General features: G+C 66.1%; 15 protein-coding genes, 1 tRNA gene, 1 other RNA gene and 1 pseudogene. 9 read left to right on the top strand and 9 right to left on the bottom strand.

What is annotated here, in order from left to right; all coding sequences use genetic code 11:
- Positions 1 to 98: 98 nt before the first annotated feature.
- From WHH00_RS15820 to WHH00_RS15810, 3 genes are all read right to left on the bottom strand, one after another.
- Positions 99 to 3,692, bottom strand: coding sequence for a DNA polymerase III subunit gamma and tau (locus WHH00_RS15820; RefSeq protein WP_406634245.1), 3,594 nt, complete (start codon positions 3,690 to 3,692; stop codon positions 99 to 101).
- 51 nt (positions 3,693 to 3,743) lie between these two features.
- An RNA gene (ffs, locus tag WHH00_RS15815) (signal recognition particle sRNA small type) lies at positions 3,744 to 3,840 on the bottom strand.
- A gap of 40 nt (positions 3,841 to 3,880) precedes the next feature.
- A complete protein-coding gene (locus tag WHH00_RS15810) occupies positions 3,881 to 4,210 on the bottom strand; it encodes a hypothetical protein (RefSeq protein WP_406634243.1) in 330 nt (109 codons plus the stop codon).
- A gap of 335 nt (positions 4,211 to 4,545) precedes the next feature.
- Here WHH00_RS15810 and WHH00_RS15805 point away from each other — a divergent pair.
- A tRNA-Ser gene (locus WHH00_RS15805) sits at positions 4,546 to 4,630 on the top strand.
- 61 nt (positions 4,631 to 4,691) lie between these two features.
- On the opposite strand, the gene WHH00_RS15800 is transcribed toward WHH00_RS15805, so the two are convergent.
- Together WHH00_RS15800 and WHH00_RS15795 are read right to left on the bottom strand one after the other, a co-directional pair.
- Complete coding sequence (locus WHH00_RS15800; RefSeq protein WP_406634241.1) at positions 4,692 to 5,612, bottom strand: oxygenase MpaB family protein; 921 nt, start codon at positions 5,610 to 5,612, stop codon at positions 4,692 to 4,694.
- A gap of 231 nt (positions 5,613 to 5,843) precedes the next feature.
- A complete protein-coding gene (locus tag WHH00_RS15795; RefSeq protein ID WP_406638715.1) occupies positions 5,844 to 5,984 on the bottom strand; it encodes a hypothetical protein in 141 nt (46 codons plus the stop codon).
- Between WHH00_RS15795 and WHH00_RS15790 the strand changes: the two are divergent.
- The 4 genes and pseudogenes from WHH00_RS15790 to WHH00_RS15775 form a co-directional block, all read left to right on the top strand.
- Positions 5,932 to 6,615, top strand: a pseudogene (locus WHH00_RS15790) (M23 family metallopeptidase); the annotation flags it as partial. The gene WHH00_RS15795 and the pseudogene WHH00_RS15790 sit on opposite strands and share 53 nt — an antisense overlap.
- A gap of 113 nt (positions 6,616 to 6,728) precedes the next feature.
- Positions 6,729 to 7,283, top strand: coding sequence for a hypothetical protein (locus WHH00_RS15785; RefSeq protein WP_406638713.1), 555 nt, complete (start codon positions 6,729 to 6,731; stop codon positions 7,281 to 7,283).
- Positions 7,284 to 7,577: 294 nt separating this feature from the next.
- Entirely contained in the window at positions 7,578 to 8,090 is a 513-nt protein-coding gene (locus tag WHH00_RS15780; protein WP_406634239.1) for a glutathione peroxidase, read from the top strand.
- Positions 8,091 to 8,254: 164 nt separating this feature from the next.
- Entirely contained in the window at positions 8,255 to 9,184 is a 930-nt protein-coding gene (locus WHH00_RS15775) for a phosphodiesterase (RefSeq protein WP_231455467.1), read from the top strand.
- A gap of 85 nt (positions 9,185 to 9,269) precedes the next feature.
- Here the strand turns inward: WHH00_RS15775 and WHH00_RS15770 are convergent, their stop codons facing one another.
- Together WHH00_RS15770 and WHH00_RS15765 are read right to left on the bottom strand one after the other, a co-directional pair.
- A complete protein-coding gene (locus WHH00_RS15770) occupies positions 9,270 to 10,907 on the bottom strand; it encodes a stealth family protein (protein WP_406634236.1) in 1,638 nt (545 codons plus the stop codon).
- A gap of 62 nt (positions 10,908 to 10,969) precedes the next feature.
- Positions 10,970 to 11,899, bottom strand: coding sequence for a hypothetical protein (locus WHH00_RS15765; RefSeq protein WP_406634234.1), 930 nt, complete (start codon positions 11,897 to 11,899; stop codon positions 10,970 to 10,972).
- A gap of 158 nt (positions 11,900 to 12,057) precedes the next feature.
- On the opposite strand from WHH00_RS15765, the gene WHH00_RS15760 reads away from it, so the two are divergent.
- On the top strand, positions 12,058 to 12,357 hold the full coding sequence (locus tag WHH00_RS15760) for a type II toxin-antitoxin system VapB family antitoxin (protein WP_102976783.1): 300 nt from the start codon (positions 12,058 to 12,060) through the stop codon (positions 12,355 to 12,357).
- On the top strand, positions 12,350 to 13,021 hold the full coding sequence (locus WHH00_RS15755) for a LytR C-terminal domain-containing protein (RefSeq protein WP_406634232.1): 672 nt from the start codon (positions 12,350 to 12,352) through the stop codon (positions 13,019 to 13,021). Before WHH00_RS15760 ends, WHH00_RS15755 begins: the two co-directional genes overlap by 8 nt.
- Positions 13,022 to 13,036: 15 nt before the next feature.
- On the opposite strand, the gene WHH00_RS15750 is transcribed toward WHH00_RS15755, so the two are convergent.
- Positions 13,037 to 13,687 carry a TetR/AcrR family transcriptional regulator gene (locus WHH00_RS15750; protein ID WP_350000793.1) on the bottom strand — a complete coding sequence of 217 codons (651 nt, stop codon included), beginning with the start codon at positions 13,685 to 13,687 and terminating at the stop codon, positions 13,037 to 13,039.
- Positions 13,688 to 13,744: 57 nt separating this feature from the next.
- Positions 13,745 to 14,443 (bottom strand): DsbA family oxidoreductase, encoded by a 699-nt coding sequence (locus tag WHH00_RS15745; protein ID WP_406634230.1) that lies wholly within the window; start codon positions 14,441 to 14,443, stop codon positions 13,745 to 13,747.
- Between the two features lie 225 nt (positions 14,444 to 14,668).
- Here WHH00_RS15745 and WHH00_RS15740 point away from each other — a divergent pair, with 225 nt between their 5' ends.
- Both WHH00_RS15740 and WHH00_RS15735 read left to right on the top strand, forming a co-directional pair.
- The gene (locus WHH00_RS15740; protein ID WP_406634228.1) at positions 14,669 to 15,730 is read left to right on the top strand and encodes a glycosyltransferase family 4 protein; all 1,062 of its coding nucleotides are present in this window, start codon (positions 14,669 to 14,671) and stop codon (positions 15,728 to 15,730) included.
- Positions 15,731 to 15,783: 53 nt separating this feature from the next.
- Entirely contained in the window at positions 15,784 to 17,928 is a 2,145-nt protein-coding gene (locus WHH00_RS15735; protein WP_406634226.1) for a glycogen debranching N-terminal domain-containing protein, read from the top strand.
- Positions 17,929 to 17,958: the final 30 nt, after the last annotated feature.

Raw genomic sequence — 17,958 nt, 5'->3', positions numbered from 1 at the left:
CCTCTTTAGCTTGGTGTGGTTTTCGGGTTTAGCTTGGTGTGGTTTTCGGGTAAAGCAGGGACGAGCAGGTACGGCCCCCGCCTTACCCGGGGCCGCGGTCAGTACCGCGGCGTGATGGGGCTTCCGTCCGGGGTACGCTCCTCAATCAGCTTCCCGCCCAGAATACGCTCCACGGCCGCACGACCGAACACGCCAGACTCTTCGATCGTCTCGTCGTCGGCGCTGGGTATGTCCTGGACGTAGGTAGCAGCAGCAGCAACGGCCCTGGCCGGAGCCTTGGCACGTCCGGCCTCTGCTTCGGGGCTGTTGGACAGGCGCTGGTACAGACTCTGCCGCGCTTCTGCTGCCGCAGCCGAAGTTGACTGCGCAGGCTGAACGGGGTCGGCCTTCTTTGGGGCCGCCTGCGCAGGAGCAGCCGCCACCGAAACTGCCGGGGACACTGGTGCCATTGGCGACGGCGGAGTGGGCGTCGGTGCTGATGGGGCATGCGCAGCATGCGCCGACGAATCTGCAGCAGCGGAGGAGGCTGAAGCCATGGCGTACTCGGGCTCCCGCACGGGGTGCGTTGACGCAGGAGCCTGTCCGTAGTCACCGTTGCCGGTCCGTCCATTGCCTGGAGATGGTGCGGAAGGCGCGAGCCCCCAGTCCGGTCCAGGGCTGGAGCCAGCCTTGGTGACCGGGATGGAGGGCGGCACCTGGGCGGCAGCAGGTTCGTAGTGCGGCGTCGGAGCCAGCGGGTTGGGCGGATCTTCGGGCCCGCCAGCGGAGACACTCCTGCCCACGTTGCTCTCCTCGCCGACTACCCAGACCCCAGGTGCCTGTTCAACTGCACGGGTCCAAGGATCGCGGGGACTTCCGGAAACCGACGCCGGATCGGCGTCAGGCTGGCCGTTGCTGTAGGCGTCGGAGCCGGCCGGGGCGGAGCCGACCAATGACGAACCGACCAGTGACGAACCGGCCCTGCTGGACGCGGCACTGCCACCTGCGCCGCGGGAACCGGTGCTGGCTGAAGGCGCCGGGGGGCGGGACTGGGCGGAAGGGTCCCAGTCCATGGGAGGTTCCTCGTCCAGCGGCGGAGCGTCCTCGTCCCTGGCCGGTCCCCAGTCGTCGTCGGAATATGAGTAGTCGCCTGCCGTGGCAGCGTACGGAACCGGGGCGGCGGAGGCGTTTACGGCCTCAGGTACCTGCCCAGGCGTCTGTCCGGGGGCGGGCAGGCCCGCTCCCTTGTCCGGAAGCCGGCTTGCAGGGTTCGCCGGGACGGCCGCAGGTTCCGTCGCGGTTTCCGGGGCAGCGCCTGCATGGCCGGTGTTATCTGATGCGGGCACGGGGACCGTGCGCTGCTGTTGTGCGTCTTGAGCCGCGGTCTGCAGGGCCGTACTGTTCCGGTCAGCCTGACCTGGCAGATCGCTCTCCTGGGCGACCGCATTGGTGCGGCCTGCCGTTTCCGGCTGCGGCGCTGAGTCGTTGGGTGACGGCGACGGTGCAGGGGCCAGCCCCCAGGCGACGTCAGCCGACGTTGCCGGGGCCGCCCGGGTGGCGGGCACTTTTGGGTTTGGGTCAGAGCTCGCCTGCACGCCGCCGCCGGCTGATGCAGTGATCTGGCAGTCGATGCCCACGGTCTTGTGGATGGCCTGCCGCAGATTCTCTGAGTGGTCCGCCCGGCCGAAGGCGCCCGCAAGCCCGGAGGTGGTGAAGGCAAGGGTAAGGAGATGGCCGTCGAACGCGGCAACCTGCGCGTTGGGCTCGACGAGCGCCCAGGTGCTGCGCTTGATTTTGGACAGTGTTTGCAGGACATCCGGCCAGGCGCGGCGCAGGACCTCCACATCGCCCATGGATCCAGCGGCTGCGGAAGCCGCCGGTGCAGGGGCCGGCTGATCCTTGGCGGCATGAGCAGGAGCAGGAGCAGGAGCAGGCGTGGGCTGCGGCCCGGAGCCGGGCGACGGCCGGTGAACCGCTTCCTGCACCGCGTCCTGTCCCGGACCGGACGCCGGCGCGGAGTGGCCACCCTGTGCCTGGCCGGGCGCAGCGGACGCCGCCTCTGCTGAGTTGGCGTGGGGCACTTCGTCGCTGCGGTCACGGCGAATTGCGGCGTTGGATGAGGGGCCGTTCCCCGCCGCGTCCTCTACGGGCCAGTCATTGGTACTGACACGTGGAGCTGTAAGGGGGCCGCGGGCTGGGCCAGCGGGGGAGGGAGCGACGCCCCCGAGGCCGGCAGCAGGCGCTGCCGGCGTGGCTGGAGCCGCTGGAACCCCTGGAGCTGCCGTGGTGGTGGCGGCTGACGCCGGGACCGGCGTCGAAGGCGAAGCCGACAGCGCTGACGGTGCCGCAGCCGTGCCCGACGCGGCCGGCGCTGCAGCCACTGGCGGGCCAGCAGGCGTGCCGGAAGCCGCCTGCGCTGCGGCAGGAGAAGCCGGTTCCGCTGCGTGGGCGGGGGCCGGAAGCGCCGCGGTTTGGGGCGCGGGGGAGCCGTCAGCTGCGGTGCGGGGCGAACCTGTGGCGGCGGGAGCGCCGACGTCGTTACCGGCGTAGTTCAGCCTGCGTTCCACGCGGTCTATCCGTGCCGCCATGCCGCGTTCGTTCTGCTCGGAGCTGGGCAGCAGGATCCTGGCGCACAGCAGCTCAAGGTGCAGCCGCGGGGAGGTGGCGCCGGTCATCTCGGTCAGGGCAGTGTTGGTGACGTCCGCGGCTCGAGAAAGCTCGGCCGCGCCCAGGTTGTGGGCCTGGTTCTTCAACCGGGCAATCTGGTCCGCGGGCATGCCGCGAAGGATGGTCTGGGCGCTTTCCGGCATGGCCTGGACAATGATGAGGTCACGGAAGCGCTCCAGCAGGTCTTCCACGAACCGGCGGGGATCGTGGCCGGTTTGGATCACCCGGTCCACAGCCCGGAAAACGGTGGCGGCATCGGACGCGGCCACGGCTTCAACCACGTCATCAAGAAGCGAAGCGTGGGTGTAGCCGAGGAGGGCGACGGCGAGTTCGTAGTCCAGGCCGTTGGGGCCTGCACCGGCCATCAGCTGGTCCAGGACGGAGAGCGAATCACGGACGGAACCGCCGCCGGCGCGGATCACCAGCGACAGCACGCCGGGGGCAACCGGGACGTTCTCCTGGTTGCACAGCAGCTCCAGGTAGGCCATCAGCGGTTCCGGCGGCACCAGCCGGAAAGGGTAGTGGTGGGTGCGGGAGCGGATGGTCCCGATGACCTTGTCCGGTTCCGTGGTGGCGAAGATGAACTTGATGTGTTCCGGTGGTTCTTCGACGATCTTCAGCAGGGCGTTGAAGCCGGCTGACGTGACCATGTGGGCCTCGTCAATGATGAAGATCTTGTAGCGGTCACGCACCGGGGCGTAGGTGGCGCGCTCGCGGAGGTCCCTGGCGTCGTCCACGCCACCGTGGCTCGCGGCGTCGATCTCGATGACGTCCAGTGAACCTGAGCCGCCGCGGGCAAGCTCAACGCAGCTGGGGCAGGTGCCGCAGGGGGTGTCCGTAGGGCCCTGGGCACAGTTGAGGCAGCGTGCCAGGATCCGTGCGGAGGTGGTTTTGCCGCAGCCCCTGGGGCCGGAGAAAAGGTAGGCGTGGTTGACCCGGTTTTTCCGCAAAGCGGTCATCAACGGCTCGGTGACATGTTCCTGGCCGATAACGTCAGCGAACGAATCCGGACGGTATCTGCGGTAGAGGGCGGTAGTAACTGTCACAGAGAAAACCCTACCAATCCGGGCCGACATCCTGCCGCCCTGTGGGGGAATAGTAAAGACCCCCCATGCACCCGCCAGAGCCCGTTTACCCTTGCTACCTTCCGGTCCTGGGGGAGTTCAACAGGATGACGCCACATGAGGGGCCGTCAGACACTTTACCCGAACTTGCTGCCCGACTCGAATCGGCCTTATGGACGGCGCCAGCCTTCCACGGGCCAGCTCATAAAGGCAGGCTCCTCGTAAGGGTGCGTTGCGCGCAGGGCAGCGATGACCGCGCCCAGGAGGGGCTGTTCAACCACGCATTCGATCCTGTCCTCGGCGGCTTCCTCCGGCTTGCCGGTCCGTCCAAGGTACGGTTGGGCGCCGTCCTGGGGAGTGAAGCGGCCTGTTCCCGGCGTGACAAAGGAGCAGTGGGAGTACTTGCCGATCCTGCCTGCTCCGGCGTCCCCGATGGCCGCGAGGAGTGGTTCCGTATGTGATCGCGGGACGTAAACCACCAGGGCGTGCAGCTCGTTCATGGTTCCATCCTGCCGGAACCGGGCGGGGGAGTCGGGCGAAAGCCGTTGCTTATCCCGACGGCGCCCTTGATCATTGATATATACACCGATTGGGGCAATCTCAAGATTGTGAGCTGCGTGGCCTGGCTGAACGGGGCCGGACCCGGCAGCTCAACGGTGTCCGGGGAATGGGCGCGTTGGGGGCGTCCATTTCGTGGTTAAGGGGCAGTGCCCCAGGTGTGAAGTTGCCCGCCGGGAGTCCTGGCGGCTGTGCATGCAGCCGTGCAGAAGGGGCCAATTGGGCGATGCGGAAAACATCAGGTAATCTAGTATCTGCTTTTGATTCAGAAGCAGCTGGAGAATTCGCCTAGCGGCCTATGGCGCACGCCTGGAACGCGTGTTGGGTTAACGCCCTCGGGGGTTCAAATCCCCCATTCTCCGCCGGTTAAGAACCCGGCTCCGGCATTTGCCGGGGCCGGGTTCTTTCGTTTAACAGTTCCGGTCACGCGTCTGCGTCCGGCACGCCCAGCCGGCGGAGGCGTTCCCTGGCGGCCAGTTCGCTGGGACCCCTGGGCCCCAGCGCAAGGCGTACGACGCCGAGCACCAGTTTGGTGGCGAGCCTCACCGGCAGCGTCACGGGACCCAGCCGTGGAACAGCCAGTCCGAGCATCTGGCGGTACCTTGGCTCCAGGCTGTAGACCGCACCGGCAAACAGGATCCGGTAGCCCGGCCGCAGCATCCGGTTCAGGGGCGGGTTCCGGATGAACTCCACCGTCTCCGCCACCCGGGCATCGACGCGAAGCTCACCGCTGTTGTACCAGCGGTCCAGTTCCCTGTGCATCTCCGCCTCGCTCAGCGGCGGGTCCCCAACTCCCATCAGGCGGCCCGCCTGGGCCCACTCGCGAACATAGGCGTCCGGGCCTCCGGGTATGGCGCCACCCCAGATTTCGTGGGCGGTCAGGAACGCATCCGTGAAAGCAAGATGGATCCAGCTGGCCAGTTCCGGATCGTTGGCACTGTAGCCGCGCTGCGTACCAAGGTTGTCGCTGTATTTGCCCTGGACCGCCTCGTGCAGCCGGCGCACCCTGCGTGAGGCGTTCTCGGCAGTTTCGGTGGAACCGTAGGTCACGGTAAAAATCCAGCGGATAGTGTTGGCCAGCCTGCCCAGCGGATCCTCGCGGAAGTTCGAATGTTCGTGGACGCCAGCAAGTGCGCCGGGGTGCAGGGACTGCATCAACAGTGTGCGGATACCGGCCACAATGGGCGACATGGAACCATGCACTGCCCACACCGCGGAACCGGGCAGGTGGTAGCCGGCGTCATCCCCGTTTGCGAGATCGAGCTGCCACTGCGGAACGCCCTCGTGGCTGTTACTGAACGTCCGGACGAGGCGCTTCTTGAGGGGACTCAGGATGTTCTTCATGCTGCACGCTTCCTGTGGGAAACCCTGCTCTTGGGCTAATCGTAAGCACAACCCAGGCCGTCCGGGTGCGTGCACGGACAGGCTGGCGGCACCGACTGGACAGCGGGCATCCACAAAAAACCCGCAGTGTCCCGCTGCAGGGTTCCCAGCGTCCCGGCCCGTATGTTCCCATGGGAGATACCGTCATGACAGGGGCGGCCGGCCACGTCCTGGAGTCAGGCTCATGGGCAATCACGCGGTATCCGGGAAGGACGCCACAAGCCCCAGAGGGCTGTGCCTGCCCGCGGTGCGGGCTGCGGCCGCCAGCGGGGTGCTGGCCATGGCCGTCTGGGCTGTAAACCCTTCCGGCCCCGCACCTGAAGCAGGGACCATCACGGCCTCCGTTAGCCGTCCCGGCGCAGGCATGGGTGCCGTGGGGATTCCGGCTGGTACCAGTACCGGCAACACTCCGGACAGGAACGAAGGCATAGAAGCCGGCGTGCCGACCTTGGACGGCCTTGTTGCGGGCCCGCTGACCGCGGCGATCCTGAGCGATCCTGAGGTTGAGATCGCTTTTCCGCGTCCGGTGGTCAGTGGCCCCGGCGAGGAAGCCCCGCCATCCCTGGACGTGGAGCTGGCAGGGGTGAGCAGGCCGCCGTCGGGTTTCCTTATGGCTCCCCTCAAGCAGCTGGCTCCCTCCTCGTCCTTTGGATTCCGGGTAAGTCCGCTGTTCGGAACAGCAGGTGATTTCCACCTCGGCCAGGACTATGCGGCGCCATGCGGCACGCAGGTGTTCGCGGCTGACTCGGGCGTGGTCCGTGCCGCTGGCTGGCATCCCTGGGGCGGCGGCAACCGGGTTGAGATCGATCACGGCAACGGGCTCGTCACCACGTACAACCACCTGGCGTCCATTGCCGTCCGCAGCGGGGATTCCGTCTTCGCCGGCGAAGCCATTGCATGGGTAGGATCCACCGGATGGTCGACCGGCTGCCACCTGCATTTCGAAACGATCCTCGACGGGCGCCACGTCGATCCGCAGGAGTGGCGCCTGCTCCCGGTCCGGCCTGTCAGCGCCGGAGCGGGTGGCCTGCGGTCGTACCTGCCCCGGCCGGATGCTCCGTCCACCGGGCCGGTACCTTGGACTGTCCCCGTGGGCCAGGGCACCGAGCCTCCGCCGGTTCCCCGCTGGGTAAAAACACCGACGACGGCGAGCTCCTCGCCTTTCTGGCCGGCATCATCGCCTTCGCCATACCGGTCCGCGGACTCTGGCACGCCGTCGCCGACGGCATGGGCTGGGCAGGGAACACCGACGCCGTCTCCGTCCCCGACGGAGACGGAAACGGGTACGCCGACGCCGTCCCCGACGGAGACGGAAACGGGTACGCCGACGCCGTCCCCGACGGAGACGGAAACGGGTACGCCCACGCCGTCCCCGACGGAGACGGAGACAGGTACGCCGACGCCGTCCCCGACGGAGACGGGAACGGGGGCGCCAACGCCGTCCCCGACGGAGACGGAGACAGGTACGCCGACGCCGACGCCGGCGCCCGTCGAGCCTTCGCCGGTGGAACCCGCACCGATAGAACCAGCACCGACAGAACCCGCACCGATAGAACCAGCACCCGTGCCGGTGGAGCCTGCCCCGGTGGAACCGCCGCCTGCACCGCTCGAGCCTGCACCTGTTCCCGTTGAACCCGCACCGATAGAACCAGCACCCGTGCCGGTGGAGCCTGCCCCGGTGGAACCGCCGCCTGCACCGCTCGAGCCTGCACCCGGGCCAGTGGAACCTTCCCCGATTGAGCCTGCCCCGGCACCCACTGCGACCTACTCAGTAGAGCCGGGCCCGGCACCCACCGGGACGGCCGAACCTGAGCCGCTGCCAACCGGAACGTACGCAACCCCGCAGCCTTAGGACCCGGCCGGAAGTTCACCCAGGAAACTCCAAGCCGGACCAGTACAGTGGTCCGCCAGTAACGAATTCCAGGCATGAACAACTCTCCGAGGACGCAACCGGTAACACCCCTGTACCCCATCCCGCTGACCCTGAACGACGGTACCGCCACTGATTTCGGCATGTTCAAGGGAAAAGTGGTGATGGTGGTGAACGTTGCCTCCAACTGCGGTTTCACGCACCAGTACGCCGGGCTGGAGACGCTCTACGAGAAGTTCAAGAACCGCGGGTTCGAGATCCTCGGCGTTCCCTGCAACCAGTTCGCCGGGCAGGAACCGGGCAGTGACAGCGAGATCGCCGAGTTCTGCCAGCGGAACTTCGGGGTGAGCTTCCCGTTGACTGCCAAAGCAGATGTCCGTGGCAAGGGGCAGCACCCGCTGTACGCGGAGCTCACCAAGTACAAGACCGGGCTGCTGCCCGGACTGGTGAAATGGAACTTCGAGAAGTTCCTCGTCAGCCGGGAAGGCGAGATTGTGGGCCGCTTCGCTCCCACAGTGGAACCCGACTCGGCGGAGGTCATTGACGCCATCGAAAACGCCCTCGGTTAAAAAACCGCCGCTGCGCCGAACGCAGCCACGCAAAAGCGCAGTTCTTTCATCTTTTTCCACATCGGCCACGGCGATTTACCCAAAGTTTGCCAAATGTCTGATTGGATAAACCTTACTGAAGGGTACAAGGGAAGCGCCGTTTCCCACCGACCACAGAGGCAGCAATGGAGCACATCGAGGCCGAACATCCGCGGCCACGCCACTTCCTTCTCCACCTGAGCGATCCCCACTTGATGGGAGGTCCGGACCCCCTTTACGGCGTCGTTGACAGCGAAGCCCGGCTTATTCAGCTCTTCGAAGAGGTCAAGGCCTCCGGAGCCCGGCCCGAGGCCGTCATCTTCACGGGCGACCTTGCCGACAAGGGTGATCCTGAGGCCTACGTCAAACTCCGGGCCATCGTTGACCCCGCCTGCCAGGAGCTCGGTGCCAAAGTCATTTGGGCGATGGGCAACCACGATAACCGTGCCAACTTCAGGACAGGCCTGCTGGACGAGCCCGCCCATGACGGGCCGGTGGACAAGAGCTACTTCATCAACGGGCTCCGCGTCATCACCATGGACACAACCGTGCCCGGTTACCACCATGGCGAGCTGAGCACAGCCCAGCTGGAGTGGCTCACGCGGCAGCTGGACACCCCGGCCCCTGACGGCACCATCCTGGCGCTGCACCACCCGCCCGTTCCGTCAGTCCTGGACCTCTCCGTGCTGGTGGAGCTGCGGGACCAGGCCTCGCTGGAGGCTGTGGTCCGGAACTCGGACGTCCGCACCATCCTGGCTGGCCACCTTCATTATTCGACGACGGCGAGCTTTGCCGGCATCCCCGTCTCCGTGGCTTCAGCCAGCTGCTACACCCAGGACCTGAACGTCCCCGTCGGGGGCACCAGGGGCCAGGACGGCGGCCAGTCGTTCAACCTGGTCCATGTATACGAGCACACGATCGTGCACTCGGTGGTACCCATGGGGCGTTCGACGACGGTGGGGGAGTACGTCTCCCCGGAAGAGACAAAGCGGCGCCTGGACGCCGCAGGGGTCCGGATTCCGGAGAGCGCCAAACAGCGGAGCGGCGGGAAGCGCGGCCTGCCCACGAGCCGCTAGCGGAATAAGAGAGGGTCCGTGCCGCAGGCGGCACGGACCCTTCCTTATGGACATCCAGCCACTGCCAGGGCAGCGGCTGCTTGGCTTATTTTTCCCAGGGCGCCTTGATGGGGAAGTACTTGTCCAGGAAGTCGGTGACCAGTGCGGCGCGCTCATCGGCAGGCACTTCCGGGAAGCTGCCGTCATTCAGGCAGAAGAAGTCCATATTCCGCTTGGCCAGGAGCTTGGGCAAGTACTTCAGCCCCGACTTCATGGTGGTGTCAACGTAACGGACCTTCGCCGCCGTCTGGGTTACCGCGCGGCCGGTGAGCAACGCGTAGTAGTGGTAGAACGAGTTGGTGACGGAGATGTTGTCCGCAGCCCGGAAACGGCTGGCAGCGGTCTTCCGGAACTCTTCGGGGAACTCGCGCTCCATTTTCGCCACCACGCTGCGGCGCAGCGGGGCAGCGCAGTGCTCCAGGTGGCGGGTTGTGATCCGCCCGAACCGGTTCCACAGCAGCTTCCGGTTAACGCGGGCTGCGTTTTCGAAGCCGCTCCGCTCAACCGCGTTCTCACCCAGGCCGATGCGGGTTTCCGCCTCGACGAACTTGGTGATGCCGCCGGGCGTGAAGAACAGGTCCGGGCTGACCGGCCGGCCGAAGAACATGTCGTCGTTCGAATACAGGAAGTGCTCCGAGAGCCCTTCGATGTTGTGGAGTTGGCACTCCACCGCCTGCGAATTGTGCGTGGGAAGCACCGAGGGGTCCGAGAAGAACTCTTCGCTGCGGACAATCGTCACCGAGGGATGGTCCGCCAGCCATTCAGGGGCAGGCGAATCTGTGGCGATGAAGATGCGGCGGATCCAGGGCGCGAACATGTACACGGAGCGGAGTGCGTACTTGAGTTCGTTGATCTGCCGGAAGCGGGCCTCGTGGTCGTCGCCTTCGCCCAGCACAACGTCCTTCTGCTGGGCGCGCCGGGCGGCAATGTACTCGGGGGAGCTTCCGTCCACCCAGGAGAACACCAGGTCGATGTCGAAGCTGATGTCGCTGGCGTGGTCGGCGAACATGTTCTCGATGGTGGGCCAGGTGTGGCCGTACCGCTCCACGGTGCCGCGGACGGCATCCTGGCGGAGCAGGGTCCTGCGCGTGAGGGAGTTCTCGATCGGCAGGATGATTTCGTTGGCTTTGAAGGACCACAGCTCAATCTGCACACCAGCCGAAGATCCGAACTCGAAGCCGCCGTTGGGTTCCACGCGGGGGCGGTACAGGCGGAAGATGCGCGCCTGCCGGTTGGAGGAAAGCTCGCCGTCCGCAACCAGCAGCGAGGTCTTCTTCTTCGCATCCACAGTCATGGAGTAGAAAGGTTCGTCCCTGCAGGCCTCCACCAGGGCAGTCCGCAGCTTTTTCCGGTCCTTCCAGTCAAGGGCAATGACGGGTCGGTCATTGTTGCCCCTGACCAGCAGGTAGGCCAGGCCCGCGTTGGCCAGCACGTTGCGCACGAACAGCAGGTCCTCCACCATGGCCTGGTACGGGGTCCTGGTCTGGTTGATCAGCGCAATGCGGCCCTTATGCGTGATGACATCAGGGCGGGGGTTGAGCCGTTCTTCGGCTTCGGCGGACGTGATCTCCGCATGAAATTGTTCCTCTACGGATGCCTGGCCTCCGTAGTAGACCTCGTCTTGAACCGGTGCTTCTGTAATGGTCGTCTCCGTGCTCGTCAAAGTAAGCGTTCCTACCTGCATGATAGCCGGGCGGCCTAAACAGCAGGTTTCGGGCGTATTGCCCGGGGCCGGGGGGAACCGGCTTAGGCGCCCAGCGCCTCCCGCCAGCTGCGCAGGAAAGCCCCGCCGGCGTCGTCGTGGATAACGGAAGCCTCAAGCCCCAGGTCCTCGGCCGTCAGGACCGGGTACGGTTTCTCGGGAATTCCGTCGGCCGGCCGGACGTCCACGTGCTTGACCGGGTGGTCGTTGTGGTGGAGCCAATCGGCCATGGCGTAGTCGGTGCGCGAATCGCCCACTGTCCGCCAGGCGGCCGGGGTGATGCCCTGCGCGGCCAGCAGTTCCACTGCCCGGCTGGCGCCCAGGTCCTTCCCGAGCCGTACCGACTCGATGTCCGTGGAGATGATGGTGGGATCCACCCGGTAGTCCACCTCGTCGTCGGAATTGGGGGCATGGTGGTCCAGCCTCACTACGCCCAGCCCGTGGCGGGCCATCAGTTCCATCGCGTCGGCGTCGAAGAGTTTCTGCTCCGCGAGGTAGTCGGCACTGGGCACCTCGATGTGCTGTTCCACGGACACCATGGCGCGCTTGGTTTCATCAAAAAACATGTGCGCGGCGTAGTCCTCGGCCACCATGCGCCGGATGTCGTCCCCGTACGCTGCGGGCACGGCGAGTTCCCGGTCTACGTGGATGGGGCCGGGCCCGGCTGCGGTGTAGCTGAACCAGACGGCCCCCTTTTCGCAGATGGCATGGATGATGGTCCCGTCCGGAATTCCGGCGGCGATCATGGGCTCCATCACCTGCTCCCGGATGAAGGCGTCCGAGCGTCCCGTATTGAAAACGACCGGAATCCCCGCAGCTGCGAGCGCCACGAGGTCATCGATGATCTCCCGCTTCACGTCCCGCGTCACGGGGCTTGCCACCGGCCCGTCCACATCCAGCAGGAGTGCCAGCGGCGGCATGGCAGGCGCGTGGATTCCGGGTGCGGAAAAGGCAGGGGACTCGGATGTTGTCATGCAGCTATTCTGTCAGCTGAACCTTCCACGCCGCCCACGGCGGTCTGCGACGGCAACCGGCGGTGGGTGCAGCGGCTCATGGTCACTGTTTGGCCACAACATGCGGAGGGAACCGCCGGGTACTTTCGCTGGGCGTGCAGGATGCCTAGTGTGGCAAGGTGATATTTAAAGCTGTGGGCGAGGGCCGCCCTTACCCCGACCATGGTTACACGACGCCCAAGGAATGGGCTTCGCTTCCGCCGCGTCCGGTCCGGCTGGACGAGCTGGTGACCACCAAGCGCACCCTTGACCTCGAGGCGCTGCTTGCTGAGGATTCCACCTTTTTTGGTGACCTTTTCCCGCACGTGGTGCAGTACCAGGGAACCCTCTACCTGGAGGACGGGCTGCACCGCGCCGTCCGCACCGCCCTGCACCAGCGCACCGCCATCCACGCCCGCGTCCTGGTGATAGATGGCTAGGAAGAGACAGCAGGACGTCAGCGTCCTCCACGGCCACCACGTAGTCACCGGCCCGGAACTTCGTGCCACTTTTGCGGCAGCCCGGGCCGACCAAACAGCCCGCGTGCGCCGGCGCGTGCTGCACGGGATTGTCCTGGTCCTCCTGGCGGGCCTCATCGCGGCGGCCATCATCACGGCCTTGGCGATCATTAACGGGCAGCTGAAGATCCCCGCCGCGGCGCCTGCCGAGGAAGCCGTCTCCACCTGCCCCGCCGCAACGTTCGATTACACCCCGAATGAGCAGATCAACCTGAACGTCTACAACTCCACCAGCAGGCCCGGGCTGGCCCGTTCAGTGGCGGACGAGTTCCTGGCCCGGAAGTTCGTGGTGGGCGCCGTGTCCAACGTTGACGCCGGCTACCGCGGTGCTGCCGCCGTGATTTCGGGAGCCGCCGGGCAGTCGGCCGCGTTCAGTGTCCAGCGGAACCTTCCGGGTTCGGACTACTTCCAGGACAGCCGGACGGACGGGAGCGTGGACGTGATCCTTGCCCAGGACTACAAGGCGCTCACGCCGCCTGACCTCGTTGACCAGACTCCGGGAACCCTCAGCTGTCCGCGGGAAAGCCGCCGCGTTGCCGACGACGACAAATGGCCAGTCCTCCCGTCGGCCGCGCCCGCTTCCTGAAGTTTCGCAGGCCAGTCAGCCGGCCACGGCCGGAAGGTGGCTTACCCGGACGGGACGGCCGTCGTCGTCGAACCTGGCGCCGGCACCCAGCTGGATGAAGCGCACTGTCCTGGCCACCCGCGCCTCCAGCTCGGCGGGCTCATCGCTGCCCCTGGCCGCGCTGGAGGACAGCGTGCCCAGAATGAGCTGTGCCTGCTGGTTGATGTCCGCTGCCGGGAGGTAGCCCTGCTCCATTCCGTCCCGCAGGATGCCCTGCAGCAGGATGCTCAGCTCGCCAACGTGGTCCGCGAGTTTGGCAAAGGACGACGGCGACAGGACGGCTCCCATGGCGGGTCCCGGCGGCAGGTGGCGGCGGCTGAGGTCAACGACCTGGGCGCGGACGTACAGCGCGAGCCGGTCCACCGGATTGTCCAGCTGGCCCAGTGAGTCCCGCAGTTCGGAGAGGAACTTCTCCGTCTCATCCAGGGCGTAGGAGATCAGCAGCTCCTCGATGTCCGCGTAGTAGTTGTACACGGCGGTCCGGCCAACGCCCGCGTGCCGTGCCACATCCGTCATGGTCAGGCCGGGCAGGCCATGGGAGAAGAGGAGTTCGCCGAAAGCCGTAAGAATGCGGCGCTGGGTGTCCGCTCGCTGCTCGGCGTTGCTGGCCGCTGAAATCCTGGGCATACAGACACTTTACCGCGATGTGTCAGCAAACACCCTGCCCATTGTTTGGGCGGTTGCTTAGGCCGGGCAGCCGTCCGGTCCGCAGGCCGCGCCGTCCGCAGAATTGACCAGCACCAGCGGGTTGGCCTCCTGCCATGCCTGGTCCAGGGCGGCCGAGAACGTCTCCACAGGCTGGGCCCCGGAGAGTCCGAATTTCCGGTCGATCACAAAGAACGGGACTCCGCTGATGCCCAGGGACCGTCCCTCCTCAAAGTCGAAGCGGACGTCATCTGCGTACTTGTCGGTGGTGAACAGCTCATCCACCTCGGCCCGGCGGATGCCAAGGCCCACCGCCAGCGACGTCAGGTACTCCCGGCTGCCGATGTCTTTGCCGTGCTCGAAGTGGTCACTGAGCAGCCGCTCCTTGGCGGCGTCCTGCGTGCCGTGCGCGGCAGCGAGGTGGATCAGGCGGTGTGCCGTAAAGCTGTTGGCCACCACCACAGAATCGAAGCGGTAGTCCAGCCCTTCGCCCCTCGCTTCACGGGCTACGTGGTCGAACATCTGTGAAACCTGCTGCGGCGGCATGCCCTTGCGGGTGCTCAGGTAGTCCAGCTCGGTTCCGTCATAGTGTTCAGGAAGGGTTGGGTCGAGCTGGTAGCTCCGCCAGGCCACCTCCACCGCATCCCGGTGCGGAAACGCGGCCAGGGCGGCTTCAAAGCGGCGCTTGCCGATGTAACACCACGGGCACGCGACGTCGGACCAGATCTCAATCTTCATACCTCCGACAACCCGGAGCCGCGCGGCGGCATTCCGGGGCGCGCTGTTAGGTACCTCACGGTAGGGCTTGTGTTGCGGCCCCTGATAGGGCGATAGTCGGATCAAAGGTTAAGCAAACGCCCTCGGAGATCTTGTTCCGAATCGCCATGCGGACTAAAGAACGGGTCCGCTGGAAGTGCCAGGACAACTGGGGATCCCGGCCTGTCGTCCTCATGGAGGCCAGGAATGCGTATAGGACTTGTTGCTGGACCCTGGATCCCGATTCCACCCGTGACCTACGGGGGGATCGAACGGGTCGTGGACAGCCTGGCCCGGGGTTTGGTGGCTGCAGGCCATGAAGTGCTGCTGGCAGCACCCTCGGAGAGTACGTGCCCTGTGCCGATCGTGCCGGGAATGCGGGCGGCAGTGCCCCATGAGATGGGTTCCACGACGTCGGAACTCAGCCACGTGGTCAGGGCCTACGAAGGCCTGGGGGACGTTGACATCATCCACGACCACACGATGGCAGGGCCCCTGTACGTGCATTCGCCCCGGGGAACCCCAGTGGTTACCACCATCCATGGCCCGCTGAACGCGAACGCCGTGGACATTTACCGGGCCATCGCACGGCGGGCAGCCGTTATTGCGATTTCCCGGGACCAGGCTTCGCATGCTCCCGACGTGCCGGTCACCAGGGTTATCCATCACGGCATGGATGTCTCCCCGGTGCCGGTGGGCAGCGGCACCGGCGGGTACTTGTGCTTTGTGGGGCGGTCCTGCCCAGACAAGGGGCTGCTGGAGGCCATCATGGTTGCCCGCGAGGCCGGCCTGCCCCTGCGGATCGCCGTGAAGATGCGCGAACACGACGAAGTCCGGTACTTCCACGAGGTTATTGAGCCTTTGCTTGGACCCAACGAGGATTTCGTGGGCGAAGTGGACGACGCAACGAAGTACCGGTTGATGGGCGGAGCGCTTGCCTTCCTGAACCCCATCCAGTGGTCCGAGCCGTTCGGGCTGGTGATGATCGAGGCACTGGCCACCGGCACTCCGGTCATCGGGACAAGGATTGGCTCCGCCCCGGAAATAATCGAGCACGGACGCACGGGCTTCCTCGGCAAGACCGGCGACCTGGCCGGTTTCGTCGGGGCCGCCGCCGGGCTGAGCAGGGCAGCCTGCCGCAAGGCTGTAGTGGACCAGTTCAGCGTCGAGCGCATGGTGGACCAGCACATCCGCCTATTCAGGGAACTGATTGAAAGCAGACCGGCCGGAGGGGTTCCGCATACTGCGCACGTGCACCAGAATCTTTAAGGGCCGGCGGTCCTCCCGTCCCCGGCAGTATCCCTGAAGGAAGGAGCCCTTCCATGACCGCGTGGAACGAAGATACCGAGGCAGGCGCTGCCGAGTCCGGTTCGGTGACGGTACTGGAGGGATCCTCGTTCTGCATTTCAGCGGGGACCGGGGACATCAGTTCCGACGGCGGCACGAACGGCGCGTTCTTCCAGGACACCCGCATCATTTCCCATTGGGTGCTGCGGGTTAACGGCGCGTTGCGGGAGCCGCTCTCGGCCCAGCGGCCCAAACCCTTCGAAGCCACGTTTGTTGGCAGGGCGAAGTGGCCGGACGGGCGGTTCGACAGCCCACTGGTGGTCCGGCAGGTCCGCCACATAGGGCCGGGCCTGCAGGATGACATCACGCTGGAAAACTACTCGGCGGAACCGGTGGAATGCGAGATTGAACTCCTTGTCGCCGCCGACCAGGCCGACCTGTTCGACGTCAAGGGCGGGCGGATTCCCGCTACCCACGAGACCACCCGGTCTGTCCAGGATGGCCAGCTCGTCATCGAAAACGTCCGTGACGGGCACCAGCGCGGAACGGCGGTCCGCGCCCGCGGAGCGGAGGTCAGCCTGGACGGGCTGCGCTTCCGGGCAACCATCCCGGCCCGCGGCAATTGGGCCACCAGCGTCATCGTGGTACCCCTGATAAACGGCCAGGCGCCCGCCGAGGCTTTCACCGAAACCGGGATTCCGCATCACCGGGAAGGCGTCCGCCGGCACCGCCACTGGGAACAGAACGTTCCGCTGATCACCGTTGCGGACGCCAACCTGCAGGCCACCCTGAACCGCAGCCAAAGCGACCTGGGATCGCTGCGGATCTTTGATCCTCATCATCCCGAACGGGCAGCCGTGGCGGCAGGTGCGCCATGGTTCATGGCCCTGTTCGGACGGGACTCCATCCTGGCCTCCTACATGAGCCTCATGGTGGATCCGAAACTGGCCGCCGGTACCCTGCAGACCCTGGCAGGCCTGCAGGGGACAAAGGTGGACCCTGACTCGGAGGAGGAGCCCGGCCGCATCCCGCACGAGGTGCGGCTTGGCGTGACCGCGGGCCTGGCCGTGGGCGGAACCGCCTACTACGGGACCGCGGATGCAACCCCGCTGTTCGCCGCCCTCGTGGGCGAGCTCAGCCGGTGGGGATTGTCCAAGGACATAGTCCAGCCGCTGCTGCCGCACGTGGACCGCGCACTGGAGTGGATCGACCAGTACGGGGACCGCGACGGCGACGGTTTCGTGGAGTACCTTCGGCCCAACACCCATGGCCTGGTCAACCAGGGATGGAAGGATTCGTGGGACGGCATCAACTTCGCGGACGGAACAATGGCCGAGGCGCCGATTGCCCTGTGTGAGGTGCAGGCCTACGTTTACTTGGCCTTCGTGGGCCGGTCCCTGCTGGCCCACTGGGATGGCGACCGGGACCTGGAGAGCCACTGGGCCAAGCGCGCCGAGGACCTGAAAGCGGCGTTCAACGAGAAGTTCTGGCTCCCGGAGAAGGGCTACTTCGCCGTGGCGCTGGACAAGGACAAGCGGCCGGTGGACGCCTGTACCTCGAACATGGGGCACTGCCTGTGGATGGGCATCGTGGACGAGGACAAGGCACCGTCCGTCGTGGAGCACCTGATGTCACCGCAGATGTTCACGGGCTGGGGGATCCGCACCCTGGGTTCCGACATGGGCGCCTACAACCCCGTCAGTTATCACAACGGTTCCGTGTGGCCCCATGATTCGGCCCTGGTTGCCACCGGGCTGATGCGCTACGGGTTCGTGGAGGAGGCCCGGCTGCTTGCCACCGGCATCCTGGAAGCCGCCGACCACTTCGACGGCCGCCTGCCGGAGCTCTTCTGCGGCTTTGACCGGGGCGAGTTTGAGGGGCCCGTGCCCTACCCCACTGCATGCTCGCCCCAGGCCTGGGCTGCGGCGGCGCCCATACAGCTGATCCGCGCCCTGCTCCGGTTCGACCCCGTGTACACCCGAGGAGTAGTCCACCTGGCGCCCATCCTGCCTGAGGATATGGGCGATTTCCAGGCCGCGAACGTACTGCTCGACACCTCCCGGATCACCATCAGGGCCCACGGCACCGGCGGCAGCATCGACGGACTGCCGCCGGGCCTCAAGATGCTCGCCGAACCCCGGCCGCACCTGGCCTACCCGCCGAAGGTTTATCCGGCCTGAGGCACCCCGCAGGGTAGGACCAGGCAGGGA

Source organism: Pseudarthrobacter quantipunctorum, from assembly GCF_045291495.1.
Taxonomy (GTDB): Bacteria; Actinomycetota; Actinomycetes; order Actinomycetales; family Micrococcaceae; genus Arthrobacter; species Arthrobacter quantipunctorum.
Note: the sequence above shows the minus strand (reverse complement) of the source record. Positions and strands in the feature narration are given on the sequence as shown.

Excerpts from the sequence above, each read along its gene's own strand:
- WHH00_RS15810 (WP_406634243.1), bottom strand. The coding sequence starts at position 4,210 with ATGAACGAGCTGCACGCCCTGGTGGTTTACGTCCCGCGATCACATACG.
- WHH00_RS15800 (WP_406634241.1), bottom strand. The coding sequence starts at position 5,612 with ATGAAGAACATCCTGAGTCCCCTCAAGAAGCGCCTCGTCCGGACGTTC.
- WHH00_RS15795 (WP_406638715.1), bottom strand. The coding sequence starts at position 5,984 with ATGGTCCCTGCTTCAGGTGCGGGGCCGGAAGGGTTTACAGCCCAGACG.
- WHH00_RS15780 (WP_406634239.1), top strand. The coding sequence starts at position 7,578 with ATGAACAACTCTCCGAGGACGCAACCGGTAACACCCCTGTACCCCATC.
- WHH00_RS15775 (WP_231455467.1), top strand. The coding sequence starts at position 8,255 with ATGGAGCACATCGAGGCCGAACATCCGCGGCCACGCCACTTCCTTCTC.
- WHH00_RS15770 (WP_406634236.1), bottom strand. The coding sequence starts at position 10,907 with ATGCAGGTAGGAACGCTTACTTTGACGAGCACGGAGACGACCATTACA.
- WHH00_RS15765 (WP_406634234.1), bottom strand. The coding sequence starts at position 11,899 with ATGACAACATCCGAGTCCCCTGCCTTTTCCGCACCCGGAATCCACGCG.
- WHH00_RS15755 (WP_406634232.1), top strand. The coding sequence starts at position 12,350 with ATGGCTAGGAAGAGACAGCAGGACGTCAGCGTCCTCCACGGCCACCAC.
- WHH00_RS15750 (WP_350000793.1), bottom strand. The coding sequence starts at position 13,687 with ATGCCCAGGATTTCAGCGGCCAGCAACGCCGAGCAGCGAGCGGACACC.
- WHH00_RS15745 (WP_406634230.1), bottom strand. The coding sequence starts at position 14,443 with ATGAAGATTGAGATCTGGTCCGACGTCGCGTGCCCGTGGTGTTACATC.
- WHH00_RS15740 (WP_406634228.1), top strand. The coding sequence starts at position 14,669 with ATGCGTATAGGACTTGTTGCTGGACCCTGGATCCCGATTCCACCCGTG.
- WHH00_RS15735 (WP_406634226.1), top strand. The coding sequence starts at position 15,784 with ATGACCGCGTGGAACGAAGATACCGAGGCAGGCGCTGCCGAGTCCGGT.